Raw genomic sequence first — 18,621 nt, 5'->3', positions numbered from 1 at the left:
CTCTGCTACAGGGATTAAATATGGTAGAATAAAATCATGAAAATAGTTTTTACAGGCGGGGGGACAGGAGGGCATTTTTATCCTTTAATCGCTGTCGCTCAAAAAGTTAATAAAATTGTAGATTCCGAACACATCATTGGAGCAAAACTTTACTATTTTTCAGATAGCCCTTACGACAAAAAAATGCTTGTTGAAAATGAACTTCTTTTTGAAGAAGTAATTTCTGGAAAGATGCGTACCTATTTTTCATTCCAAAATTTTATTGATATTTTTAAGGTTTTTTTTGGCATTCTTAATGCCACTTACAAATTATTTACGATTTATCCGGATGTGGTTTTTGGAAAAGGCGGATACGCATCTTTCCCGACGATTTTTGCAGCCAGAATTTTACGCATTCCTGTTTTGATCCATGAATCGGACTCTGCTCCCGGACGCGTAAATCTTTGGGCCGGGCATTTTGCCGAAAAAGTCGCTGTGTCTTTTGCGGAGTCTGCCCCATTTTTTCCTAAAAAAACCATTGCTTGGACAGGCCAGCCGATAAGAACCGAAATAGAACATAAAGCACCGCAAAAAGAAGCGTTTGAATATTTTAAATTAGAAGAGGCCATACCTGTAATTGTCATACTTGGTGGTTCTCAGGGTGCACAACTTATAAACAATGTTGTCTTAGATGCATTGCCAAAATTAATAAAAAATTATCAAATTATTCATCAAACAGGGATTAAAAATTTTAAGACAGTTAAAGGGCAGTCCGAGGTTGCTCTTGAAAAAGAAAAAAATAAAGCGAGGTATTTGCCTCTTCCTTTTTTAAATCCTTTGCAAATGAAAATGGTAGCTGGCGCTGCCACGGTTATCGTTTCGCGCGCAGGGTCAACCTTGTTCGAAATAGCTTCCTGGGGCGTGCCATCGATCCTGGTCCCTTTTAAAAATTCAAACGCCGACCACTCCAGGAAAAATGCTTTTAGTTATGCGCGAGCCGGAGCTTGCAGTGTTATTGAGGAGGAGAATATGACAGCTAATATTTTAAGCTTAGAAATTGAAAGAATAATAAATGACAAGGAAGGATATAAAAAAATGGCCGAGAATGCAAAAGCTTTTGGGAAAGAAGGTGCTGCAGAAAAAATAGCTAGGGAGTTGGTAGACATAGCCTTAAGCCACGAGAAATAGAAAAATGTGCTAAAATAATTGCATGCAAGAAAAAACTACAGAAAAAGTTGTAACTAGGTTTGCGCCGTCGCCGACGGGTTTTATTCATGTCGGAAATATCCGAACAGCGCTTTATGCTTGGCTTTTGGCTAGAAAAAACAATGGTCAATTTATTTTACGCATAGAAGATACAGATAAAGAAAGGGAAGTCGAAGGATCAATAGAGCATATTCAAAAATCATTAAAATGGCTTGGTTTGAATTGGGATCAAGGGCCGGATATCGGAGGACCACATGCGCCATATATTCAATCAAAAAGATTAGAATTATATAAAAAATACGCGGATAAACTCACTAAAGCCGGGCATACTTATTTAGATGGCCAAGCTATAAAATTTAAAATACCAGAAAAAAAACGCACCGAATGGAATGATATTGTTTGGGGAGAACTTTCTGCCGGCCCGGAGGCGCTGGATGATTTTATATTAATAAAAAGCGACGGATATCCGACCTATAATTTTGCGCACATTGTAGATGACATAGAGATGGAGGTGACTCACGTGGTGCGAGGGCAAGAATTTATATCCTCAACCCCGAAGTTTTTGTCTGTTTATGAAGCGCTTGGCGTTACTCCTCCGTATTTTGTAACTACGCCTCCGATAATGGGATCGGAAGGAAACAAAAAACTAGGGAAACGCGATGGCGCCAAAGATGTTTTAGATTACGAAAAGGAGGGCTATTTACCGGATGCCATGATAAATTATTTAGCATTCCTTGGTTTTAATCCCGGCGGAGAAAAAGAAGTATACACCAGAGAAGAATTAATTAAGGTTTTTGATTTGACTAAAATTCAACATTCAGGAGCAAAGTGGAGCGATGATAAATTAAATTGGATAAATAAGGAGCATATGAAATTACTTTCTAAAGAAGAAATAGAAAAAAATATCTTAAAAAGTCTACCAGAAAATATGCGAGAAAAAAAAATAGTACCATTAATTTTTGAGAGAATTTCTAAGTGGGGAGATATAAAGGAAATGATAGAAAAAGGAGAGTTGGATTTATTTTTTAAACAACCAAATTATCCTAAGGAGAAATTAATTTTTAAGAATACTTCTCCGGAAAAAACGTCTGAAAATTTACAGCTAGCGATAAAAGCATTAGAAGAATTAAAAGAAGAAAATTTTTCTCAGGAAAACATAAAAAATGTGCTGATGTCACTAGCGGATAAAATGAGCAGTAAGGGAGAATTGCTGCATCCAGTGCGTTTTGCTTTGTCTGGAATGGACAAATCACCTGATCCGTTTACCATAGCCTCCGTATTAGGAAAAAATGAAACATTATCGCGATTACAAAAAGCAGTTTAATACGCTGGTTTTAATAATTTTACTTCTTTTTCCAGTTGTTTTTTCCTATGCACAAAGCGCTCAAAATCTTCAAGATCAGATAAATCAAAAAAATTCCGACATTGCGCAGTTGGAAAAGGAGATTGCTAATTTTCAATCACAATTAGATAGCCTTGGACAACAAAAAAACTCTCTGAGCAGTTCTCTTAAAGCGCTTGATTTAACTAAAAAAAAATTGGATGCGGATATCGCCCTTACCCAAAAGAAAATTGATAAAACAAATTTTACAATCCAAAGCTTGAGTTCTGATATACACACCAAGGAAGATTCTATAAAAAATAATTTAGATTCTATCCGTCTCGAGATTAAAAATATAAATGAATCCGAGCAAACTAGCTTAGTGGAAAACATTTTGTCTAATAATGATTTCTCAACAATTTGGAATGATATGGATAATATTATCACCGTGCGTGAAAGAATTAGAGCGGAAATAATAACGCTTAAACAAACAAAAGGAGCCTTGGAAGATACTAGAAATGTGACCATCGATGCTAAAAATGAGCTTTCAAAACTAAAATCCCAACTTTCTGATCAGCAGAAAATCGTAGTGCAGAACACTAAAGAAAAAAATAAGCTTTTAGCTCAAACGAAAAATAGCGAAGCCAACTATCAAAAACTTTTAAAAAGCAAGCTTGCTCAAAAAAATGCAATCGAAAAAGAACTCCGGGATTATGAATCTCAATTAAAATATATTCTAGATCCTTCAAAATTGCCAAATGCTGGGGTATTTTCTTGGCCGTTAGATTATATACTTATAACTCAGCTTTTTGGCAAGACTGTCGACTCCAAGAGACTTTATGTGTCAGGTTCTCATGGTGGGGTAGATTTCCGCGCCTCAGTGGGTACACCAGTTAAATCCATGGCTTCAGGAATAGTTGCCGGCATAGGAGACACAGATATACAATGTCCAGGGGCTTCTTTTGGTAAATTTGTTTTCATTAAATACGATAATGGACTTTCTAGCGCTTATGGGCATTTATCCTTAATAAAAGTGAATGTAGGGCAAAAGGTAGACAGGGGCACGGTAGTGGCCTATAGCGGGAATACAGGCTATTCTACTGGACCGCACTTGCACGTCTCTGTCTTTGCTCCCAATGCGGCTGAAGTGAAAAACCTTCCGAGTAAGGCTTGTCCTGGAAAGTCACTGACTCAGCCTCTAGCGCCCATAAATGCATATCTCGACCCGATGTATTACTTGCCTCCGACAAATCCTAGTATGTTCAAATAATTATCGTTTTGTTCTGCGCCATTTATCCAATAAATATTTTTATCCTTTTTAAACCAAGTCATTTGGCGTTTGGAGTATTTGAGAGTTTCTGAAATCACTTTTTCTGGCGTGGGGTTATAGTATTCGAATCCCAATTCCTTCAACCTTTTTTCTGAAACGCTGTAACCGCCGAGGCGGATAGATTTTTTAAGTTTTTCTATTTCTTTTAGTAAACCCATTTTAAACATTTTTTTTACTCTCTTTTCTACTTTCTTTTTTAATTTTTCTTGAGGAAGATATAAACCTATCTTAATAAATTCATACAGCGGTGAAACCGCTGTAATTTTCGGAACCTTGCCCAATGCTTTTGCTATTTCAATCGCTCTAATTAACCGGACTTTATTTTTAACGTCTATATTCTTAACACGTTTTGCATCAAGTTTTTTTAATATTTTCAATAATTCTGTTAATGATTTTTTATCCAGACTTTTTCTCAACCTAATATTTGGCGGAACTTCCGGGAAAACAATACCTTTCGTTATTGCGTCAATATAAAATCCCGTCCCTCCGCAAATTATGGGAATTTTACCTCGTTTAGCAATATCAACTATGGCTGATATTGCTAATTTCTGATATTCTGCAACCGTAAATCTGTGTTTGGGGTTTGCTACATCAAGTAAATGATGCGGAACACCCTTCATTTCTTTTCGAGTAATTTTTCCGGTTCCAATCTCAAGACCTTTATACACCTGCCTGGAATCAGCAGAAACAATTTCTCCATTAATTTTTTTAGCAATCTGTACTGCCAAATCACTTTTACCGGTAGCTGTTTGACCCAATATTACAATAATTTTTTTCATTTTTTTAAATTTACAACATAACTTTTCGCAGGGGTTTTGCGAGCGACGGCGAGCAAACTTCAGGATTTTTAAAGCTTCCAAAAATCCGTACCGTAAAAAAGTTGATGTTGTAAATATTACTTCAAAATTTTAATATCTGCACCGACGGAGTTTAGTCGTTTAGCTATTTCTTCATAACCGCGGTTTATCATGTAAACATTGCGAAGAATGGAAGTCCCAGGAGCCCCCAGCATGGAAATAAGAATAACCATTGAAGGGCGAAGAGCTGGCGGGCATACTACCTGAGCCGATTTGAGAGGCGTTCCGCCTTGAATATAAACGCGATGAGGATCTGCAAGAGTAATGCTTGCACCTAATCTATTTAATTCAGTAAAATAAATCGCGCGATCTTCATAAACCCAATCATGAATCATGGTTTGACCTTTAGCGCGTATGGCGATGGGTACAAAAAAAGGCAAATTGTCTATATTTATTCCCGGGTAAGGGTTTGAATGGATTTTATCATCTAATGCTTTTAATTTGCTTGGAAATATTTCAATATCGACGAGTCTGGTACGACCGTTGTATGAATAGTATCTTTTCAATATTTTATATTTTAAATTCATTCTTTTTAATTTCTCGAGTTCTAATGATAGAAAATCAATTGGGCATCTGGTGATGGTGAGTTTCGAATCCGTGACAACGCAAGCCGAAATAAACATCATGGACTCGATCGGGTCTTCGCTGTTCCAATATTCAATATCTTTATTTATTTCCTTTATTCCGTGCACTGTGAGGTTGGCGGTGCCTATGCCGTCAATTTTCACACCCAAAGCCTCAAGGAAAAAACAAATTTCTTGAACCATGTAGTTTGCGCTGGCAAAAGAGATGGTTGTGATTCCGGAAATTAGAGCGGCTGCTGTCAGAATATTTTCACAAGCAGTATCTCCCGATTCATACATCACTATTTCACTAGGTTTTAATTTTTTTGCGGTGATATCATAAGTTTTTTCTGTGGTTTTTATTTTTATTCCAAGGTTTTCCAGGGCATAAATATGAGCGGCCACCGTGCGTTTGCCTAGACTGCAACCGTGCGCATGAGGCAAGGAAAAAGAAGAAAGATAATGAACGAGCGGTCCCATCAGCATTACAACAGAACGAGTCTTAATAGCCGATTCAATATTTATATCTTTTAAATTAAACTTTTTTGGGGGCTTAATAATTACTGTATTTTGGTCTGACCATTTTACTGCGACTCCTATGCTTTCCAATATTTCTATCACCCTGTTTACCTCTTCGATTCTAGCAATACCGTGCAGGGTAGTCGTGCCTTTATTTAATAGGGAAGCGCAAAGTAGCCCAACTGAACCATTTTTAGAAAAATTTGTCTTAATGGTTCCACTCAATTTCTTCCCGCCGTTTACTTGGAAGTCAATTGAATCATTTATGCAAACCATTTTATGATCTAGTACATTGCTTATTTTTGTTAAAATTTCTGTAGAAAAATTCTGTTCGCCTTTTTCCATGCGAGCTACAGCGCTTTGAGAAGTAAAAAGAGCTTTGGCAAATTCTCCCTGCGTTAAACCTCTTTGTTCTCTTAAATTTTTAATAAATTCTCCTATTTGTTTTTGTTGGGTATTTTGCATATATTTCTAATAATTTATAAATTGTATTCCACCACTTTGGCATTATCAAGTTTGTATTCAAAAAATTGTTTCTCGTTCATTTCGTTAAAAAACTTATGTATTATTTTACCAACAAAAGCATGCGTGACAATAAGAGTATTTTTATCATTATATTTTTTTTTGATTTTCTGAAGTCCGATATAAACTCTTTTTTCTACCTCCTTGATTGTTTCTCCGCCAAGTGGAGCATCGTCGTAAATCCTGGTAATATTTTTTGCCCACAATTCAGGGTAATTTTTCTTTGCTTCCTCACGCGTTAAACCTTCAAAAACCCCGACGTTTCTTTCACAAAATTCATTTGAATTATGGACTGGCACATTAATAACTTTTTGAATAATGTTCGCCATTCGCGTACATCTTTTTAGGGGAGAAGTTATAATTAAATCAATATTTAATTGAGAAGCTTTGTTGGCGGTGTCGTGCGCTTGTTGTATTCCTTTTTTATTCAGTTCAACATCAACAGAGCCAGCGTATCTTCCTTGAATATTGTAATCAATTTCTCCATGCCTAACTACATATAATTTTCCCACATATAAACTATATATCATATATGATATAATGCAAATGTGGATAACTTCTTAAATATAGTTACAATTTCCAAAAATTGACAGTTTCAACAAAAACCTCTACATCTTTAGAAATTCTAATGACATATTTAATCTTGCCCTTATCAATAACTTTTCTTGATTTAACATTAAAACCCAAAGAATTAAGTATCTCGCTAACATCCTGAATTAATGTAATACATGCAGATGTAAAATTAGCCATTTTATATCCTCTGTCAAAATACAAAGATCCGTCTGTTTGAAATAACCCTCGAATACACTCCTTTTGGTAGATTTCATTTTCCTTAATCCAATCTGGAATACACACTCGTTGTTTTATCTTAGATCCATTTTTTGCCTTCCAGCCTAATAAATCTTCTAAATCATTTGAATATACAGAAACATCTACGGCGTTAACTCTGTCCACTATGGAAACCTTATTTTTTATAAAAATGTTCTCCAAATTTTTTACTATATTTTTTATTAGCAGTGGATACTTTTTGTCACAAGTTACTCTTAGTCTTACAGCACGTCCGTTCGCATTGGATAAATTTCCATCTCCCAAAGAAACACCAATTATATAGGCTAAAGATTTTTTGTTTTTATTGTTATAAGGCAAGTGCCGGGGGGGAGACTCGAACTCCCAAGGGGTCGCCCCCGATTGATTTTGAGTCAATTGCGGTTACCAATTTCGCCACCCCGGCAACATTAAAATAATACTTTATTTTTAATTTTAAATCAATTTATAGAAAAATAACGTTATCCTACAAAAAAAATAGACAGGCGATAGGATTAAATCCCCATGGCCTGTCTATGATATCAATCAAACATGAAAACGAAATTCGTAGATTCGCTTCTGAACGAAATCTAGTTCTTTTTCTTGTTGTTCGCCGAATATTCTTTTCAAAAATATTCGATAACTTTCATGAGTACATAATTTAAGAGCTTCATCGAGTTTGTACAATCTTTTACCAATTTTCTTTACGCGTCGATTGTACATCAGAAAACTCTTTACTTCTTGGGCTATGCCTTCGGAGTAAATAGCACTGTTGGGATCCAAGTCTGGGATTGAATAAACTACCCGCGCCGAACGACCTGTTTGCTGGAAAGCTTTAGAAGTTGCCATTCCACACGCCCTAAGAATACTTTCCCAAAGGATGTGATCGAAGGTCGATACTGCTTTGCTAATCCTCTCATCATTCGTGTCTCTCATTTTTATGCTCCTTCCTTATTTTGGATTGAGCATGACAAGTATTGCCAAAAGAAGGTCTAAACCAAGAGCACGGCCCTCAATTTAATTTCTTTCCAACAATAATCAATTTTACATCTGCCCTAAATCAGTTGTAAGATTATATAAATTTTTTATATTTTCTAAAACATGCTAAAATCAATTCATGTCTAACTTATATTCCAATTCAATTTTTTGGATTGACACCGATAAAATAAAACCAAATCCTTTTCAACCAAGGCGAGATTTTGATGAAGCTAGATTAGCTGATTTAGCTGATTCAATAAAACAGTACGGGGTTCTTCAGCCACTTATAGTTTCTCGAGTTGAAGTGGAAAAAGAAGGCGGGGATGGACTAGTAACTGAATATGAATTGATTGCTGGAGAGCGCAGGCTTCGAGCTGCCAAAATGGCTATGGTATCGCAAGTCCCTGTAGTGATTCGCACAGGGGATACGACCTTGATGAAGCTTGAGCTTGCTATCATTGAAAATTTACAGCGTGAAGATTTAAATGTCGTTGATAGGGCTCGAGCTTTTTTTCGTTTAGTCACTGAGTTTAAATTTACCCACAATGAAGTCGCTAAAAAGATGGGTAAAAGCAGAGAATATGTCTCCAATTCTTTGCGTATTTTAACTTTACCAGAAGAAATTTTGCATGGTTTATCTGAAGGAAAAATTTCCGATGGTCACACTCGCCCACTCTTAATGCTCGCAGATCATCCAGAGGAACAATTGGTTTTATTTAAGGAAATTGTTTACAAAAAAATCACGGTGCGCGAGGCAGAAAGACTGGCTAGGAAAATAGCTTATGATCGCGTGCGAAAAAAAGAATTTATGCCTGACCCGGAAATTACGGAATTAGAAGAAGAATTTCAGGAAAAATTAGGTACCCGAGTACACATAGATAGGAAGGAATTGGGCGGGCAAATTAAAATTGACTTTTTTTCTACTGAAGATTTGCGAATAATTTTAGACTTGATTCGTAAAGGAGAAGTTGAAAAAAAACCAGGTGATATGCTTGAAAAGCATATTGAAAATACAGCGGTTCAACCGCTGGAACCTAACGGTTCAACCGCTGAGACACCACTAGACGATAGATCAAAAGAAGAAGCAGAAAAGGACGAGACAGATTTATACAATATTTCTAATTTTAGCGTCTAGGAACGTCCGAAGGCCTCGCCTGTAGGACGTTAACTACGGCCGAAGGACATGAGCTTAGAAAGAAGACTATTTTTTTCAAGATAGGATTTTATATTTTTCTTTGCAATGGAAGTCTTAGTATATTCCAGCCATTTGCCTGAAGGTTTAGAATCTTTTTTGGTTATTATTTCAACAATATCTCCATTTCTTAATTTGGTAAAAATTTGAGACATTTTGCCGTTTATTTTAGCTCCAAAAATATGATTTCCAATATCAGTGTGTATCGAATAGGCAAAATCTATCGGGCTTGAATCTTCTGGCAAATCAATAACATCCCCTTTAGGCGTGAAGATAAAAATACGATCATTAAAGAAATCCATCTTAAGATGGTCAATAAATTTTATTGGATCATCAGGAGAATAATTAAGTTCTTTTAGTTCTTCGATCCATTTAAATTTTTCTTTATTTCCTTTAATTTTATTTTCACCTTTTTCTTTATAAACAAAGTGGGCAGCGACACCATAAGCTGCTTCAGTATGCATTTCTTTTGTCCTTATTTGAATTTCTGCTACTCCTCCTAAACCAGTAAAAACAGTTGTGTGAATTGAACGATAACCGTTTGGTTTTGGAATAGAAATAAAATCTTTAATTCTTCCTGGTAGTGGATTCCAAACAGAATGGATTAATCCCAAGACTCGGTAACAATCTGCAACAGTATTAACTACCACACGTAACGCCACGATGTCATAGATCTTATCTATGTCCATATCATATTTTAAAAGTTTTTTATATAAGCTGTATAAGTGTTTTATCCGATAATCAATCTCTATAAATTTTATTTTGTTTTTTTCTAATTCTTTTTGTAATTTTTCATTCACTTCTTTTAAGTTTTTTTCATAAAGACCTTTTTTTTCTTTAAATATTTCTTCTGTCTCTTTGTACTCCTTTGGAAAAGCATATGGGAAAGCGGCATCCTCTAGTTCGCCTTTGAGCTTTCCCATTCCGAGCCTGTTTGCGAGGGGAGCGTAAACTTCGATAGATTCTATGGCTATTCGAGCTCTTTTATCTTCTCGCACATATTCGAGAGTGCGCAGGTTGTGCAATCTATCGGCAAATTTAATAATAACTACTCGTAGATCGCTTGCTATCGCCACAAAAAATTTACGCAGAGATTCCACATGCCTTTCATGTCCTCTGTATTTTAAGGTTCCTAATTTCGTTACACCTTTGATTAAAAATAAAATATCATCACCAAAATTTTTTTGTATTGCATCTTCTGTTATAGAAGTATCTTCTAATACATCATGCAATAATCCAGCAACGATGATTTGAATATCCATTCCAAGACCAGTTAAAATTTTTGCAGTCTCAAAAGGATGAATAAAATAAGGTTCTCCGCTCATTCTTTTTTGTCCCGCATGAGCTTTTTTCGCAAAATCATAGGCTTTGCGCAAAAGTTCCTCCTCTTCTTTATTTATTTTTCCTTGTACGAGATCAATGATTTCTCTTACATCTCCTACTGTATTTTCCATCTTAAAAGTATAGCACCTTTGTGAAAGTTAGAAAATATTATTTCAAGCTTCAATCTTGGGTATTTTATGAGGATTATGTATTTTACATGCTTTATTTGAACATCTTTCAGGAATTGTTTTTGTGCCTTCCATCATCAAGCTTCCGCATTCCTTGCATATGTTGCCGGTAGGTTTTGCCTTTATGGCGAATTTACAATCAGGATAGTTTGAACAAGAATAAAATATTCCAAAACGTCCGCGTCTCTCTGAGATATCTCCCTTTTTGCAAACAGGACAGATGACACCGGTGCGTTTTTTGGCTTCTTCAGCTTCATCTTTTTTGATAAATTTGCATTTAGGATAACGCGAGCAGGAGATAAATGTGCCTGTGCCATCGCGCCTTTGTTTGACTATCAATTTTCCTCCACCGGATTTGCCTTTCTTGTTTCCGCATTCAGGACATATTTCACCGGTTTCTTCCGGACCTTTTAATTCTGTACCGTCGAGCATTAATGCTCCCTCGCAATCGGGATATTTCGAGCAAGAATAAAATTTTCCTCCGCGTGAAAGCTTGACAATCATAGGCTCTCCGCATTTCGGGCATTTTATGTTTTCCGGAGCATTGCCCAAGTTGGTTGCTTTTTCTAATTTTTCTTTTGATTTAACTTCTTTCAAAAAAGGAATATAAAAATCTTTCAATGTTTTTTCATATTCGCGTTCGCCTCGGGATATTTCGTCCAATTCGTCCTCCATCTCAGCAGTGAATGTGTCAGAGATATAATTGGCAAAATGTTTTTCTAAAAAATCCGATACTACTTCGCCGACATCAGTAGGAAAGAGCGTTTTGCCTTCTTTTTTTACATATCCTCTAGTTTCGATGGTTCTCATTATTGATGCATAAGTAGAAGGCCTGCCGATGCCTCTCGCCTCAAGTTCTTTAATCAATCCCGCTTCAGAATATCTACCAGGCGGTTCGGTAAATTTTTCTTCTCCTTTTAGTTCTAGAAGTTTTAGAATTTCATCCTCTTTGCATAAAGGCAATTCCACATCTTCACCGCGCGCTCCAGTGTCGACTCTTAGCCATCCGGGGAAAAGCAAACGAGAGCCAACCGCTGTGAAATCGGGTAATTCGGACGTTGGACGTCCGGAAACCGGACGTCCAACGTCCGAATTTATATTTGCAGTAATTTTAGTTTTAAGTAATTTGGCATCTGCCATTTGTGAAGAAACCGCGCGCTCCCAAATAAGTCGGTATAATTTGCTTTGGTCATCTGTCCCAGCAGACAGTTTCTCTATATGTGTAGGGCGGATAGCCTCATGCGCCTCCTGGGCATTTTTTGATTTTGTCTTATAAGTGTGTGCCTCCGCATAGTTATTGCCATATTCCTTTTTTACAAATGATATTATTTGAGCTTGAGCAGTACCAGAAAGGTTGGTGCTGTCTGTTCGCATATAGGTGATGTGCCCTGCTTCATAAAGTTTTTGCGCTATTTGCATTGTGCGCGAAGGGGAATACCCAAGCCGCGAAGAGGCAGTCTGCTGGAGTGTTGAAGTGGTAAAGGGCGCTCGAGGAGAACGTTTTTGCTCAGATTCTTTTACTCCTTTTACCATCCAAGTACCTTTTCTACCTTCAGTCATTATTTTTTCAAATAATTTTTCTTCTCGAGGCTCTTTGGAACAAGTTAGAGTTATTTTCTCTTTTTTGGGTGTTTCAAATAATCCAAATATTTTCCAATATTTTTCAGGAACAAAAGCTAGAATTTCGCGTTCTCGTTCCATTATTATGCGAAGCGCAGGGGATTGGACACGGCCAGCAGAAAGTCCGTATCTCACTTTTTTCCATATGAGTCCGCTTAAATCATATCCTACCAACCTGTCGAGCACCCGGCGCGCTTCTTGAGCTTTAACGAGTTTCAGATCGATATCACTTGGGTTTTTTATAGCTTCTTGTACCGCATCTTTTGTTATCTCGTAAAACCTTACTCTTTTTATAGGAGTTTTTACTTTTTTACTTGCCCCGTAGGAAGTACTCTTTCCTTCGGGGTCTTGATTAAGGAGTGTTTCTATGTGCCAAGCGATGGCTTCTCCTTCACGGTCGGGGTCTGTCGCGAGAAGTATTTCATTTGCTTTTTCTGCCAGTCCTTGGAGTTCATGCACAATCTTTTCTTTACCTTTTGAAATTTCATAATGCGGAATAAAACCGCCTTCGATGTCTATGGCTTGTTTGTTTGATTTAGGCAAATCGCGAATATGTCCGACAGACGCGCGCACAGTAAAGGCACCTTCGAGATATTTCTCAATAGTTTTTGCTTTTGATGGTGATTCCACAATTAATAATTTCATAACTCACCAAGTATTACACGAAACATATTTTTTTTGCAAATTTTGTTTCATTTTTTACTCAAAATATATAAAAATTAATTTAATTTGACTCGAATATCTTGTTATTGGTATACTTGAGTAATGATTAAAAAAGGTGGAAAAATGACAATAGATAAATTAGCTATTATGATGAATAATAGTTTTGAAAGTTTAGAGAAAAAAATGGCTACAAAGAAGGATCTAAAAAGACAAGAAGATGTTTTGCAGATAATGTTAAAAGAAATTAAAGCGATACACGAAGACAGTAAATCTTTTAGAGATAATATTTCTACTTTATATACCGATCATGTTGCTTACGATAGAAGAATTGAAAATTTAACTGTGCGAGTTGAGAAAATAGAATTTAACTCGGGAAAGAAATTCTAAAAAATAACTTAGTATTTGAGATGCTAAATCATTGAAGAAACTAGGATTAGATTAATGTGACAATGAATAAAGAAATTTATGAAAAAAATACTTAGAACTCCTGTTTTACTAATAGTAATTGTATTTTTAGCATTTAGTGTATGGTTTCTAATTAATAGAACTTCCTTTGGGAAAGAAAAAATAGATTCGAGCATTAGCATTAGTGAGTATTATTACAAAGGATTTTCTTCGATATATTACCATAGTAATGAGGATTATTTAATAGGAGGAGGATGTAGATCATTGCTGTGTTTTGAGTTTATTCCGCTGGTTAAAAAGATAGACGTTGATCCAATACATTTTGAGATAATAAGTGGTAGTCCTTATTCTAAGGATGAAAAAACCGTTTTTTATTTTGGAAAAAAACTTAATGGGATTGATGCGACATCTTTCAAAATAATTGAAAATATGGGTGTCAATGATATAAACCCATGGTTGTACTCAAAAGATAATAAAAATGTGTATATGGCAGGAGTTGATAATTTAGGAGAAGGTGCATTAAATATTATTGATGGTGCTGACCCAAAAACATTTTTGTTTATAGGTGAACATTATGCTAAAGATAATCATAATGTTTATTATTTTGGAGGGGAGCTTGTTCGTAATATTAAGGGCACTATTCCTCAATCGGCAGTGGTACTAAAGGGAGCTGATTCCGCAACTTTTATATCTTTGGAATGTGATTTTTATAAAGATAAGAGTGGTGTCTATTATCGTGGTAAGAAAATAGAAGTTGCTGATGTTCAAACATTTACCAAATTACCCGAATGTTATTTCAAGGATAAAAATCATGTTTATAATAATGCCTTTGAAATAAGGGAACAAAGTGGAATAATAACCGATGCTGATCCAAGTACATTTTATTTAATTTCAAAATATATTTCTGCTGATAAAAATCACACATATGAATATGGAAAAAAAATTAAATAGAAAACATTAGGCCAATCTTATTTCACCTATTTCTTCTTTTATCAATCCTTTTATTTCCATCACCGATAGCAGTGCGTTGGCATGTGGTGTCGGCATTTTTAAAGAGCGGATCAATTCATCACGAGGCATCGGTTCGCGTAAAAGATCGATGACTTTTTTCTCATCAGGTGATAAGTCTAAAAACAATTTAGCCTGTTTTTCTTTGTCTTTAGGAAGCTCAAAGCCTAACGCTTCAAGGACATCTTCAGAGCAAGTGACGGGAGTCGCGCCTTGATGCAATAATTTATTTACTCCCTTTGAGTTTGGAGAAAAAATCGAACCAGGCACCACCAATAAATCTCTATTGTACTCTGTAGTGAGTCGTGCAGTGATAAGTGTTCCTGATTTTTCTTCTGCTTCTATGATGAGTACTGCTTTTGAAATACCAGCCATTAGCCTATTTCTCATCGGAAAGCTCCATTGCGTCGCCTTGAAGTCAGGTTCGAATTCCGAAATTAAGCATCCGCCGTTTTCAATAACTTCTCTTATGAGTCTTACATTTGTTTTTGGATATATTGCTTCATCCGATAATCCTGAACCAGGGAAGACTAAGGTTTTGAGCCCTACCTGCATCGCTTTTTTGTGAGCTATGGTGTCTATACCCATAGCAAAGCCAGAAACGATTACTATCGGATAGCCTTTTAATCCTGCTATTATTTTTTCGCAGGATTCGCGCCCATAAGATGTGAATTTTCTTGAGCCTACTACACAGAGGTGTATTAAATTAGGAGAGGGCATTTCCCCCATAACCCAAAGATTTTCCGGCGGTTGGGGAATTTCTAATAATGCTTTTGGAAATTTGTTTTTTGTCAGTTTTTTAATTTGCATGAAATGAAAAGCGCATAAATAATTTTTTGAAACTGCGCCCTCGGAGTCAAAAGGACAGGGAACCCACACGTTTCCTTAAAATCATTTATGCGCTTTTCATTATAACAACTTTTGTGTATAATAAAAATATGCTAGACATCAAATTTATTCGCGAAAACAAAGATATCGTGCAGGCGGGGGCGAAGAAAAAAAATATTGAGATAGATATTGATGCTTTGATTGCGCTTGATGATACCCGATTAAAAGAACTCAAAGAAGTGGAAGAACTTCGTAGTGAAGTAAATAGAGTTTCGAATGACATATCTCGCGATCAGGACCCAGCATCCAAAATTCAATTAATTGAGGAAATGCGCGCAGTGAAAGAAGACATCAAGGCTAAAGAAGAGAAATTAAAGACTACTATGGAAGAATGGCAGAAAATAATGGTGCAAGTGCCGAATGTTCCAGATATGTCTGTACCGGAAGGGAAAACAGACGCAGAAAACAAAGAAGTAAAAGTTTTTGGTGAAATTCCTAAATTTGATTTTACTCCCAAAAACCACATTGAGCTCATGGAGAATCTCGGGATGGTTGATATTGTTCGAGGTGTAAAAGTGGCCGGCTTTCGCGGATATTTTCTCAAGGGTGATGGCGCGTTATTAGAATTTGCCTTGTGGCAGTTTGTGCAGGATTTCTTTTCTAAAAAAGACGGTTTTGTTCCGATGATAGTTCCATCTTTAGTAAAGCGAGAAGTATTTTTAGGCACTGGTTATCTTCCTCAAGGAGAAGAAGATCTATACAGGACGCAAGATGGCGAGTATCTCTCTGGCACGGCCGAGGTCGCAATGATGGGACATTATATGGGAGAAATTTTAGAAAAAAAAGATTTGCCGATAAAAATGCTTGGATTTTCTGATGCATTTCGTCGCGAGGCAGGAAGTCATGGCAAAGATACAAAAGGAATCCTTCGAGTTCATGAGTTTTATAAATTTGAGCAAGTTGTCCTTTGTGAAGCATCTCACGAAGAATCAGTAAAGTTTCATGAGGAGATCGAGCGGAATACCGAAGAAATCATGGAAGCTTTAGGTTTGCCTTATCATGTAGTTATAAATTGCGCCGGGGATCTGGGCTTGGGTCAAGTAAAGAAATATGATATTGAAACTTGGTTGCCGTCTGAAAATACCTACCGAGAAACCGGTTCCGCTAGTTATTTCCATGATTTTCAAACTCGCAGATTGAATATTCGTTATCGCGATAATGACGGCAAATTGAAATTTGTCCATTCATTAAACAATACGGCTCTTTCCGGCAGGCCTCTTATAATGATAGTAGAAAATTACCAACAAGCCGATGGTTCGATAAAAATTCCGGAAGTTTTGCGCAAATATATGGGTGGTAGGGAATTCATTAAATAAACCTGTCCCGTACTAAATTTTTGAGTAGAATAAATGACCACTAATATTAACAATTTAAAATTTTAGTACTGGGATGAAAAGAAATGTTTTAAATTCTCCGGGCCTCTTAGAATTAAAAAAAAGAAGGCACAAAGTTTTTTTAAATAAGATTTTGATCTTATTGATAGTGGTTCTAGCGTTTTTTATATTGCTTGTTTTTCTTTCCCGTTTGAAAAATATAAATATTAGTGAGGTGGATATCGTCGGTAATAAGGTTCTTGATACAGAAACATTAAAAAGTGCGGTAGATAAAAAAATTTCTGGAAAATATATATGGCTTTTCCCGAAAACTAATATTTTCATTTATCCTCAAAATACCATTAAAAATGAGCTTCAGAATGAATTTAAAAGAATTAAGAATATAAATTTAAAGATTAAAGATACTAAAACCCTAGGAATATCTTTAATTGAACGCGAAGCAAAATACACATGGTGTGGATCTACGGACGTTGGACGTCCGAATTTCGGACGTCCAACGTCCGTAGATAATACAGAGCAATGCTATTTTGTCGATGAGGACGGATATGTTTTTGATCAAGCGCCATATTTTTCTGGAAATGTTTATTTTAAATTTTATGGTACCCAGTCAGAATCTTATTTTTCCAAGCAAAATTTTAAGCAATTAATTTTATTTAGAGACGTCCTGGTCGGCATGGGGTTGAAGCCCATAGCTATGTATGCGACAAACGATGGAGACCTGCAAGTATTTCTTTCAGGCAAGAATTCATCTGGAACAGAGCCAAAAATAATCCTTAAAGCAGATGCAGATTTTCAGAATGTTGCAGAAAATTTGCAAGCAGCCCTAGATACAGAACCTTTAAAATCAAAATTCAAAAATAAATATTCAACCTTGGAATATATTGACTTGAGATTTGGAAACAAAGTTTATGATAAATTCCAATAAAAAAAACTTCTGGAAAAATCTTAAAAAACCATTTTTCTGTCTTGCTCCAATGTCTGATGTTACGGATATAGCTTTTCGAACGGTACTCTCAAAATATGGTAAAAATAGAGAAAATAAAAATAGAGTTGTTTTTTGGACAGAGTTTGTCTCAGCAGATGGTCTTGCCAATAAATTTGCCAGAAAAAAATTAGCCCACATTTTAAAATTCAAAGAAAGCGAGAGGCCGATCGTGGTTCAAGTTTTCGGCGCCAATCCCGACAATATGAAGATTGCTTGTCAGTATGTCGCCAGCCTTGGTTTTGATGGGATAGACATAAATATGGGTTGTCCGGATAAATCCGTAATAAGCCAAGGAGCGGGGTCTGCATTAATTAAAAATCCACAACTCGCAAGAAAAATTATCCAAGCAGCGCACGTAGGCATTAAATCTGCGGGTCTCTCTATTCCAGTGTCTGTCAAAACAAGAATTGGTTTTTCTAAAGAAGAAATAGACAAATGGATTCCCGAATTATTAAAAGAAGATATCTCTGCACTCACTATTCATTTGCGCACCGTCAAAGAGCTTTCGCTTGTTCCGGTTGATTGGAGTCACATTAAAAAAATAAAGAAGCTTATCAAAAAAAGCGGGAAAGACATGATGCTCATTGGCAATGGAGACATAAAAGATATAAAAGATGGAGAAGAAAAAGCTTTGAAGTATGGTTGTGATGGAGTAATGATCGGACGTGGAGTTTTCGGCAATCCGTGGTTTTTCTCTGGAAGAGAAATAGGTTCAAAAGAGAAGCTAGGAGTTTTAGTAGAACATACTCAGCTCTTTGAAAAAGAACTTTCAAAACCTAAACATAAAAGTTTCGCTGTTATGAAAAAGCATTTTAAGGCATACGTAAACGATTTTCATGGAGCCAAAGAACTCCGAGTAAAATTAATGGAAACCGAAAACGCCAAACAAGTTGAAAAAATAATCAATGATTTTCTAACCCGCCTTCGCTAAAGCTA

The 18,621-nt window shown here is 36.1% G+C and carries 17 protein-coding genes and 1 tRNA gene; 9 read left to right on the top strand and 9 right to left on the bottom strand.

Going from position 1 to position 18,621, the window contains the following annotated elements:
- Positions 1 to 36 precede the first annotated feature (36 nt).
- Genes PHT16_03045 through PHT16_03035 form a run of 3 tightly spaced genes read left to right on the top strand, consistent with a single transcriptional unit; the run spans position 37 to position 3,776 of the window.
- The gene (locus PHT16_03045) at positions 37 to 1,167 is read left to right on the top strand and encodes a UDP-N-acetylglucosamine--N-acetylmuramyl-(pentapeptide) pyrophosphoryl-undecaprenol N-acetylglucosamine transferase (protein ID MDD5721396.1); all 1,131 of its coding nucleotides are present in this window, start codon (positions 37 to 39) and stop codon (positions 1,165 to 1,167) included.
- Between the two features lie 22 nt (positions 1,168 to 1,189).
- Positions 1,190 to 2,509 carry a glutamate--tRNA ligase family protein gene (locus PHT16_03040; protein ID MDD5721395.1) on the top strand — a complete coding sequence of 440 codons (1,320 nt, stop codon included), beginning with the start codon at positions 1,190 to 1,192 and terminating at the stop codon, positions 2,507 to 2,509.
- A complete protein-coding gene (locus tag PHT16_03035) occupies positions 2,475 to 3,776 on the top strand; it encodes a peptidoglycan DD-metalloendopeptidase family protein (GenBank protein MDD5721394.1) in 1,302 nt (433 codons plus the stop codon). The genes PHT16_03040 and PHT16_03035 overlap by 35 nt, the downstream gene beginning before the upstream one ends.
- On the opposite strand, the gene miaA is transcribed toward PHT16_03035, so the two are convergent.
- From miaA to PHT16_03005, 6 genes are all read right to left on the bottom strand, one after another.
- A complete protein-coding gene (gene miaA, locus PHT16_03030) occupies positions 3,740 to 4,615 on the bottom strand; it encodes a tRNA (adenosine(37)-N6)-dimethylallyltransferase MiaA (protein ID MDD5721393.1) in 876 nt (291 codons plus the stop codon). The genes PHT16_03035 and miaA overlap by 37 nt on opposite strands.
- 116 nt (positions 4,616 to 4,731) lie before the next feature.
- Positions 4,732 to 6,240 carry a UDP-N-acetylglucosamine 1-carboxyvinyltransferase gene (locus PHT16_03025; protein ID MDD5721392.1) on the bottom strand — a complete coding sequence of 503 codons (1,509 nt, stop codon included), beginning with the start codon at positions 6,238 to 6,240 and terminating at the stop codon, positions 4,732 to 4,734.
- Positions 6,241 to 6,254: 14 nt separating this feature from the next.
- Complete coding sequence (locus PHT16_03020; GenBank protein MDD5721391.1) at positions 6,255 to 6,827, bottom strand: histidine phosphatase family protein; 573 nt, start codon at positions 6,825 to 6,827, stop codon at positions 6,255 to 6,257.
- Between the two features lie 40 nt (positions 6,828 to 6,867).
- Positions 6,868 to 7,287 (bottom strand): LAGLIDADG family homing endonuclease, encoded by a 420-nt coding sequence (locus PHT16_03015; GenBank protein ID MDD5721390.1) that lies wholly within the window; start codon positions 7,285 to 7,287, stop codon positions 6,868 to 6,870.
- 157 nt (positions 7,288 to 7,444) lie between these two features.
- Positions 7,445 to 7,528, bottom strand: a tRNA-Leu gene (locus tag PHT16_03010).
- A gap of 119 nt (positions 7,529 to 7,647) precedes the next feature.
- The gene (locus tag PHT16_03005) at positions 7,648 to 8,037 is read right to left on the bottom strand and encodes a hypothetical protein (protein MDD5721389.1); all 390 of its coding nucleotides are present in this window, start codon (positions 8,035 to 8,037) and stop codon (positions 7,648 to 7,650) included.
- Between the two features lie 181 nt (positions 8,038 to 8,218).
- Between PHT16_03005 and PHT16_03000 the strand changes: the two genes are divergently transcribed.
- Positions 8,219 to 9,214: a ParB/RepB/Spo0J family partition protein gene (locus PHT16_03000; protein MDD5721388.1), complete on the top strand. Its 996-nt coding sequence runs from the start codon at positions 8,219 to 8,221 to the stop codon at positions 9,212 to 9,214.
- Between the two features lie 29 nt (positions 9,215 to 9,243).
- Here PHT16_03000 and PHT16_02995 read toward each other — a convergent pair whose 3' ends face one another.
- Complete coding sequence (locus PHT16_02995; GenBank protein MDD5721387.1) at positions 9,244 to 10,725, bottom strand: RelA/SpoT family protein; 1,482 nt, start codon at positions 10,723 to 10,725, stop codon at positions 9,244 to 9,246.
- Between the two features lie 42 nt (positions 10,726 to 10,767).
- Positions 10,768 to 13,047: a type I DNA topoisomerase gene (gene topA / locus PHT16_02990; GenBank protein MDD5721386.1), complete on the bottom strand. Its 2,280-nt coding sequence runs from the start codon at positions 13,045 to 13,047 to the stop codon at positions 10,768 to 10,770.
- A 120-nt stretch (positions 13,048 to 13,167) separates the two neighbouring features.
- On the opposite strand from topA, the gene PHT16_02985 reads away from it, so the two are divergent.
- Positions 13,168 to 13,452 (top strand): hypothetical protein, encoded by a 285-nt coding sequence (locus PHT16_02985; GenBank protein ID MDD5721385.1) that lies wholly within the window; start codon positions 13,168 to 13,170, stop codon positions 13,450 to 13,452.
- Between the two features lie 78 nt (positions 13,453 to 13,530).
- Positions 13,531 to 14,421 carry a DKNYY domain-containing protein gene (locus PHT16_02980; protein ID MDD5721384.1) on the top strand — a complete coding sequence of 297 codons (891 nt, stop codon included), beginning with the start codon at positions 13,531 to 13,533 and terminating at the stop codon, positions 14,419 to 14,421.
- Positions 14,422 to 14,427: 6 nt separating this feature from the next.
- Here PHT16_02980 and dprA read toward each other — a convergent pair whose 3' ends face one another.
- The gene (gene dprA / locus PHT16_02975) at positions 14,428 to 15,288 is read right to left on the bottom strand and encodes a DNA-processing protein DprA (GenBank protein ID MDD5721383.1); all 861 of its coding nucleotides are present in this window, start codon (positions 15,286 to 15,288) and stop codon (positions 14,428 to 14,430) included.
- A gap of 128 nt (positions 15,289 to 15,416) precedes the next feature.
- Between dprA and serS the strand changes: the two genes are divergently transcribed.
- The 3 genes from serS (at position 15,417) to PHT16_02960 (ending at position 18,616) form a co-directional block, all read left to right on the top strand.
- Positions 15,417 to 16,682: a serine--tRNA ligase gene (gene serS, locus PHT16_02970; protein MDD5721382.1), complete on the top strand. Its 1,266-nt coding sequence runs from the start codon at positions 15,417 to 15,419 to the stop codon at positions 16,680 to 16,682.
- A gap of 73 nt (positions 16,683 to 16,755) precedes the next feature.
- Positions 16,756 to 17,625 carry a hypothetical protein gene (locus tag PHT16_02965; protein ID MDD5721381.1) on the top strand — a complete coding sequence of 290 codons (870 nt, stop codon included), beginning with the start codon at positions 16,756 to 16,758 and terminating at the stop codon, positions 17,623 to 17,625.
- A complete protein-coding gene (locus tag PHT16_02960; GenBank protein ID MDD5721380.1) occupies positions 17,609 to 18,616 on the top strand; it encodes a tRNA-dihydrouridine synthase in 1,008 nt (335 codons plus the stop codon). The genes PHT16_02965 and PHT16_02960 overlap by 17 nt, the downstream gene beginning before the upstream one ends.
- Positions 18,617 to 18,621: the final 5 nt, after the last annotated feature.

This window comes from Candidatus Paceibacterota bacterium (genome assembly GCA_028718635.1).
Classification (GTDB): Bacteria; Patescibacteriota; Minisyncoccia; order Phycocordibacterales; family UBA9973; genus UBA9973.
This window is presented reverse-complemented; position numbering and strand designations above follow the sequence as displayed.

Excerpts from the sequence above, each read along its gene's own strand:
- PHT16_03045 (MDD5721396.1), top strand. The coding sequence starts at position 37 with ATGAAAATAGTTTTTACAGGCGGGGGGACAGGAGGGCATTTTTATCCT.
- PHT16_03040 (MDD5721395.1), top strand. The coding sequence starts at position 1,190 with ATGCAAGAAAAAACTACAGAAAAAGTTGTAACTAGGTTTGCGCCGTCG.
- PHT16_03035 (MDD5721394.1), top strand. The coding sequence starts at position 2,475 with ATGAAACATTATCGCGATTACAAAAAGCAGTTTAATACGCTGGTTTTA.
- miaA (MDD5721393.1), bottom strand. The coding sequence starts at position 4,615 with ATGAAAAAAATTATTGTAATATTGGGTCAAACAGCTACCGGTAAAAGT.
- PHT16_03025 (MDD5721392.1), bottom strand. The coding sequence starts at position 6,240 with ATGCAAAATACCCAACAAAAACAAATAGGAGAATTTATTAAAAATTTA.
- PHT16_03020 (MDD5721391.1), bottom strand. The coding sequence starts at position 6,827 with ATGATATATAGTTTATATGTGGGAAAATTATATGTAGTTAGGCATGGA.
- PHT16_03005 (MDD5721389.1), bottom strand. The coding sequence starts at position 8,037 with ATGAGAGACACGAATGATGAGAGGATTAGCAAAGCAGTATCGACCTTC.
- PHT16_03000 (MDD5721388.1), top strand. The coding sequence starts at position 8,219 with ATGTCTAACTTATATTCCAATTCAATTTTTTGGATTGACACCGATAAA.
- PHT16_02995 (MDD5721387.1), bottom strand. The coding sequence starts at position 10,725 with ATGGAAAATACAGTAGGAGATGTAAGAGAAATCATTGATCTCGTACAA.
- topA (MDD5721386.1), bottom strand. The coding sequence starts at position 13,047 with ATGAAATTATTAATTGTGGAATCACCATCAAAAGCAAAAACTATTGAG.
- PHT16_02985 (MDD5721385.1), top strand. The coding sequence starts at position 13,168 with ATGATTAAAAAAGGTGGAAAAATGACAATAGATAAATTAGCTATTATG.
- PHT16_02980 (MDD5721384.1), top strand. The coding sequence starts at position 13,531 with ATGAAAAAAATACTTAGAACTCCTGTTTTACTAATAGTAATTGTATTT.
- dprA (MDD5721383.1), bottom strand. The coding sequence starts at position 15,288 with ATGCAAATTAAAAAACTGACAAAAAACAAATTTCCAAAAGCATTATTA.
- serS (MDD5721382.1), top strand. The coding sequence starts at position 15,417 with ATGCTAGACATCAAATTTATTCGCGAAAACAAAGATATCGTGCAGGCG.
- PHT16_02965 (MDD5721381.1), top strand. The coding sequence starts at position 16,756 with ATGAAAAGAAATGTTTTAAATTCTCCGGGCCTCTTAGAATTAAAAAAA.
- PHT16_02960 (MDD5721380.1), top strand. The coding sequence starts at position 17,609 with ATGATAAATTCCAATAAAAAAAACTTCTGGAAAAATCTTAAAAAACCA.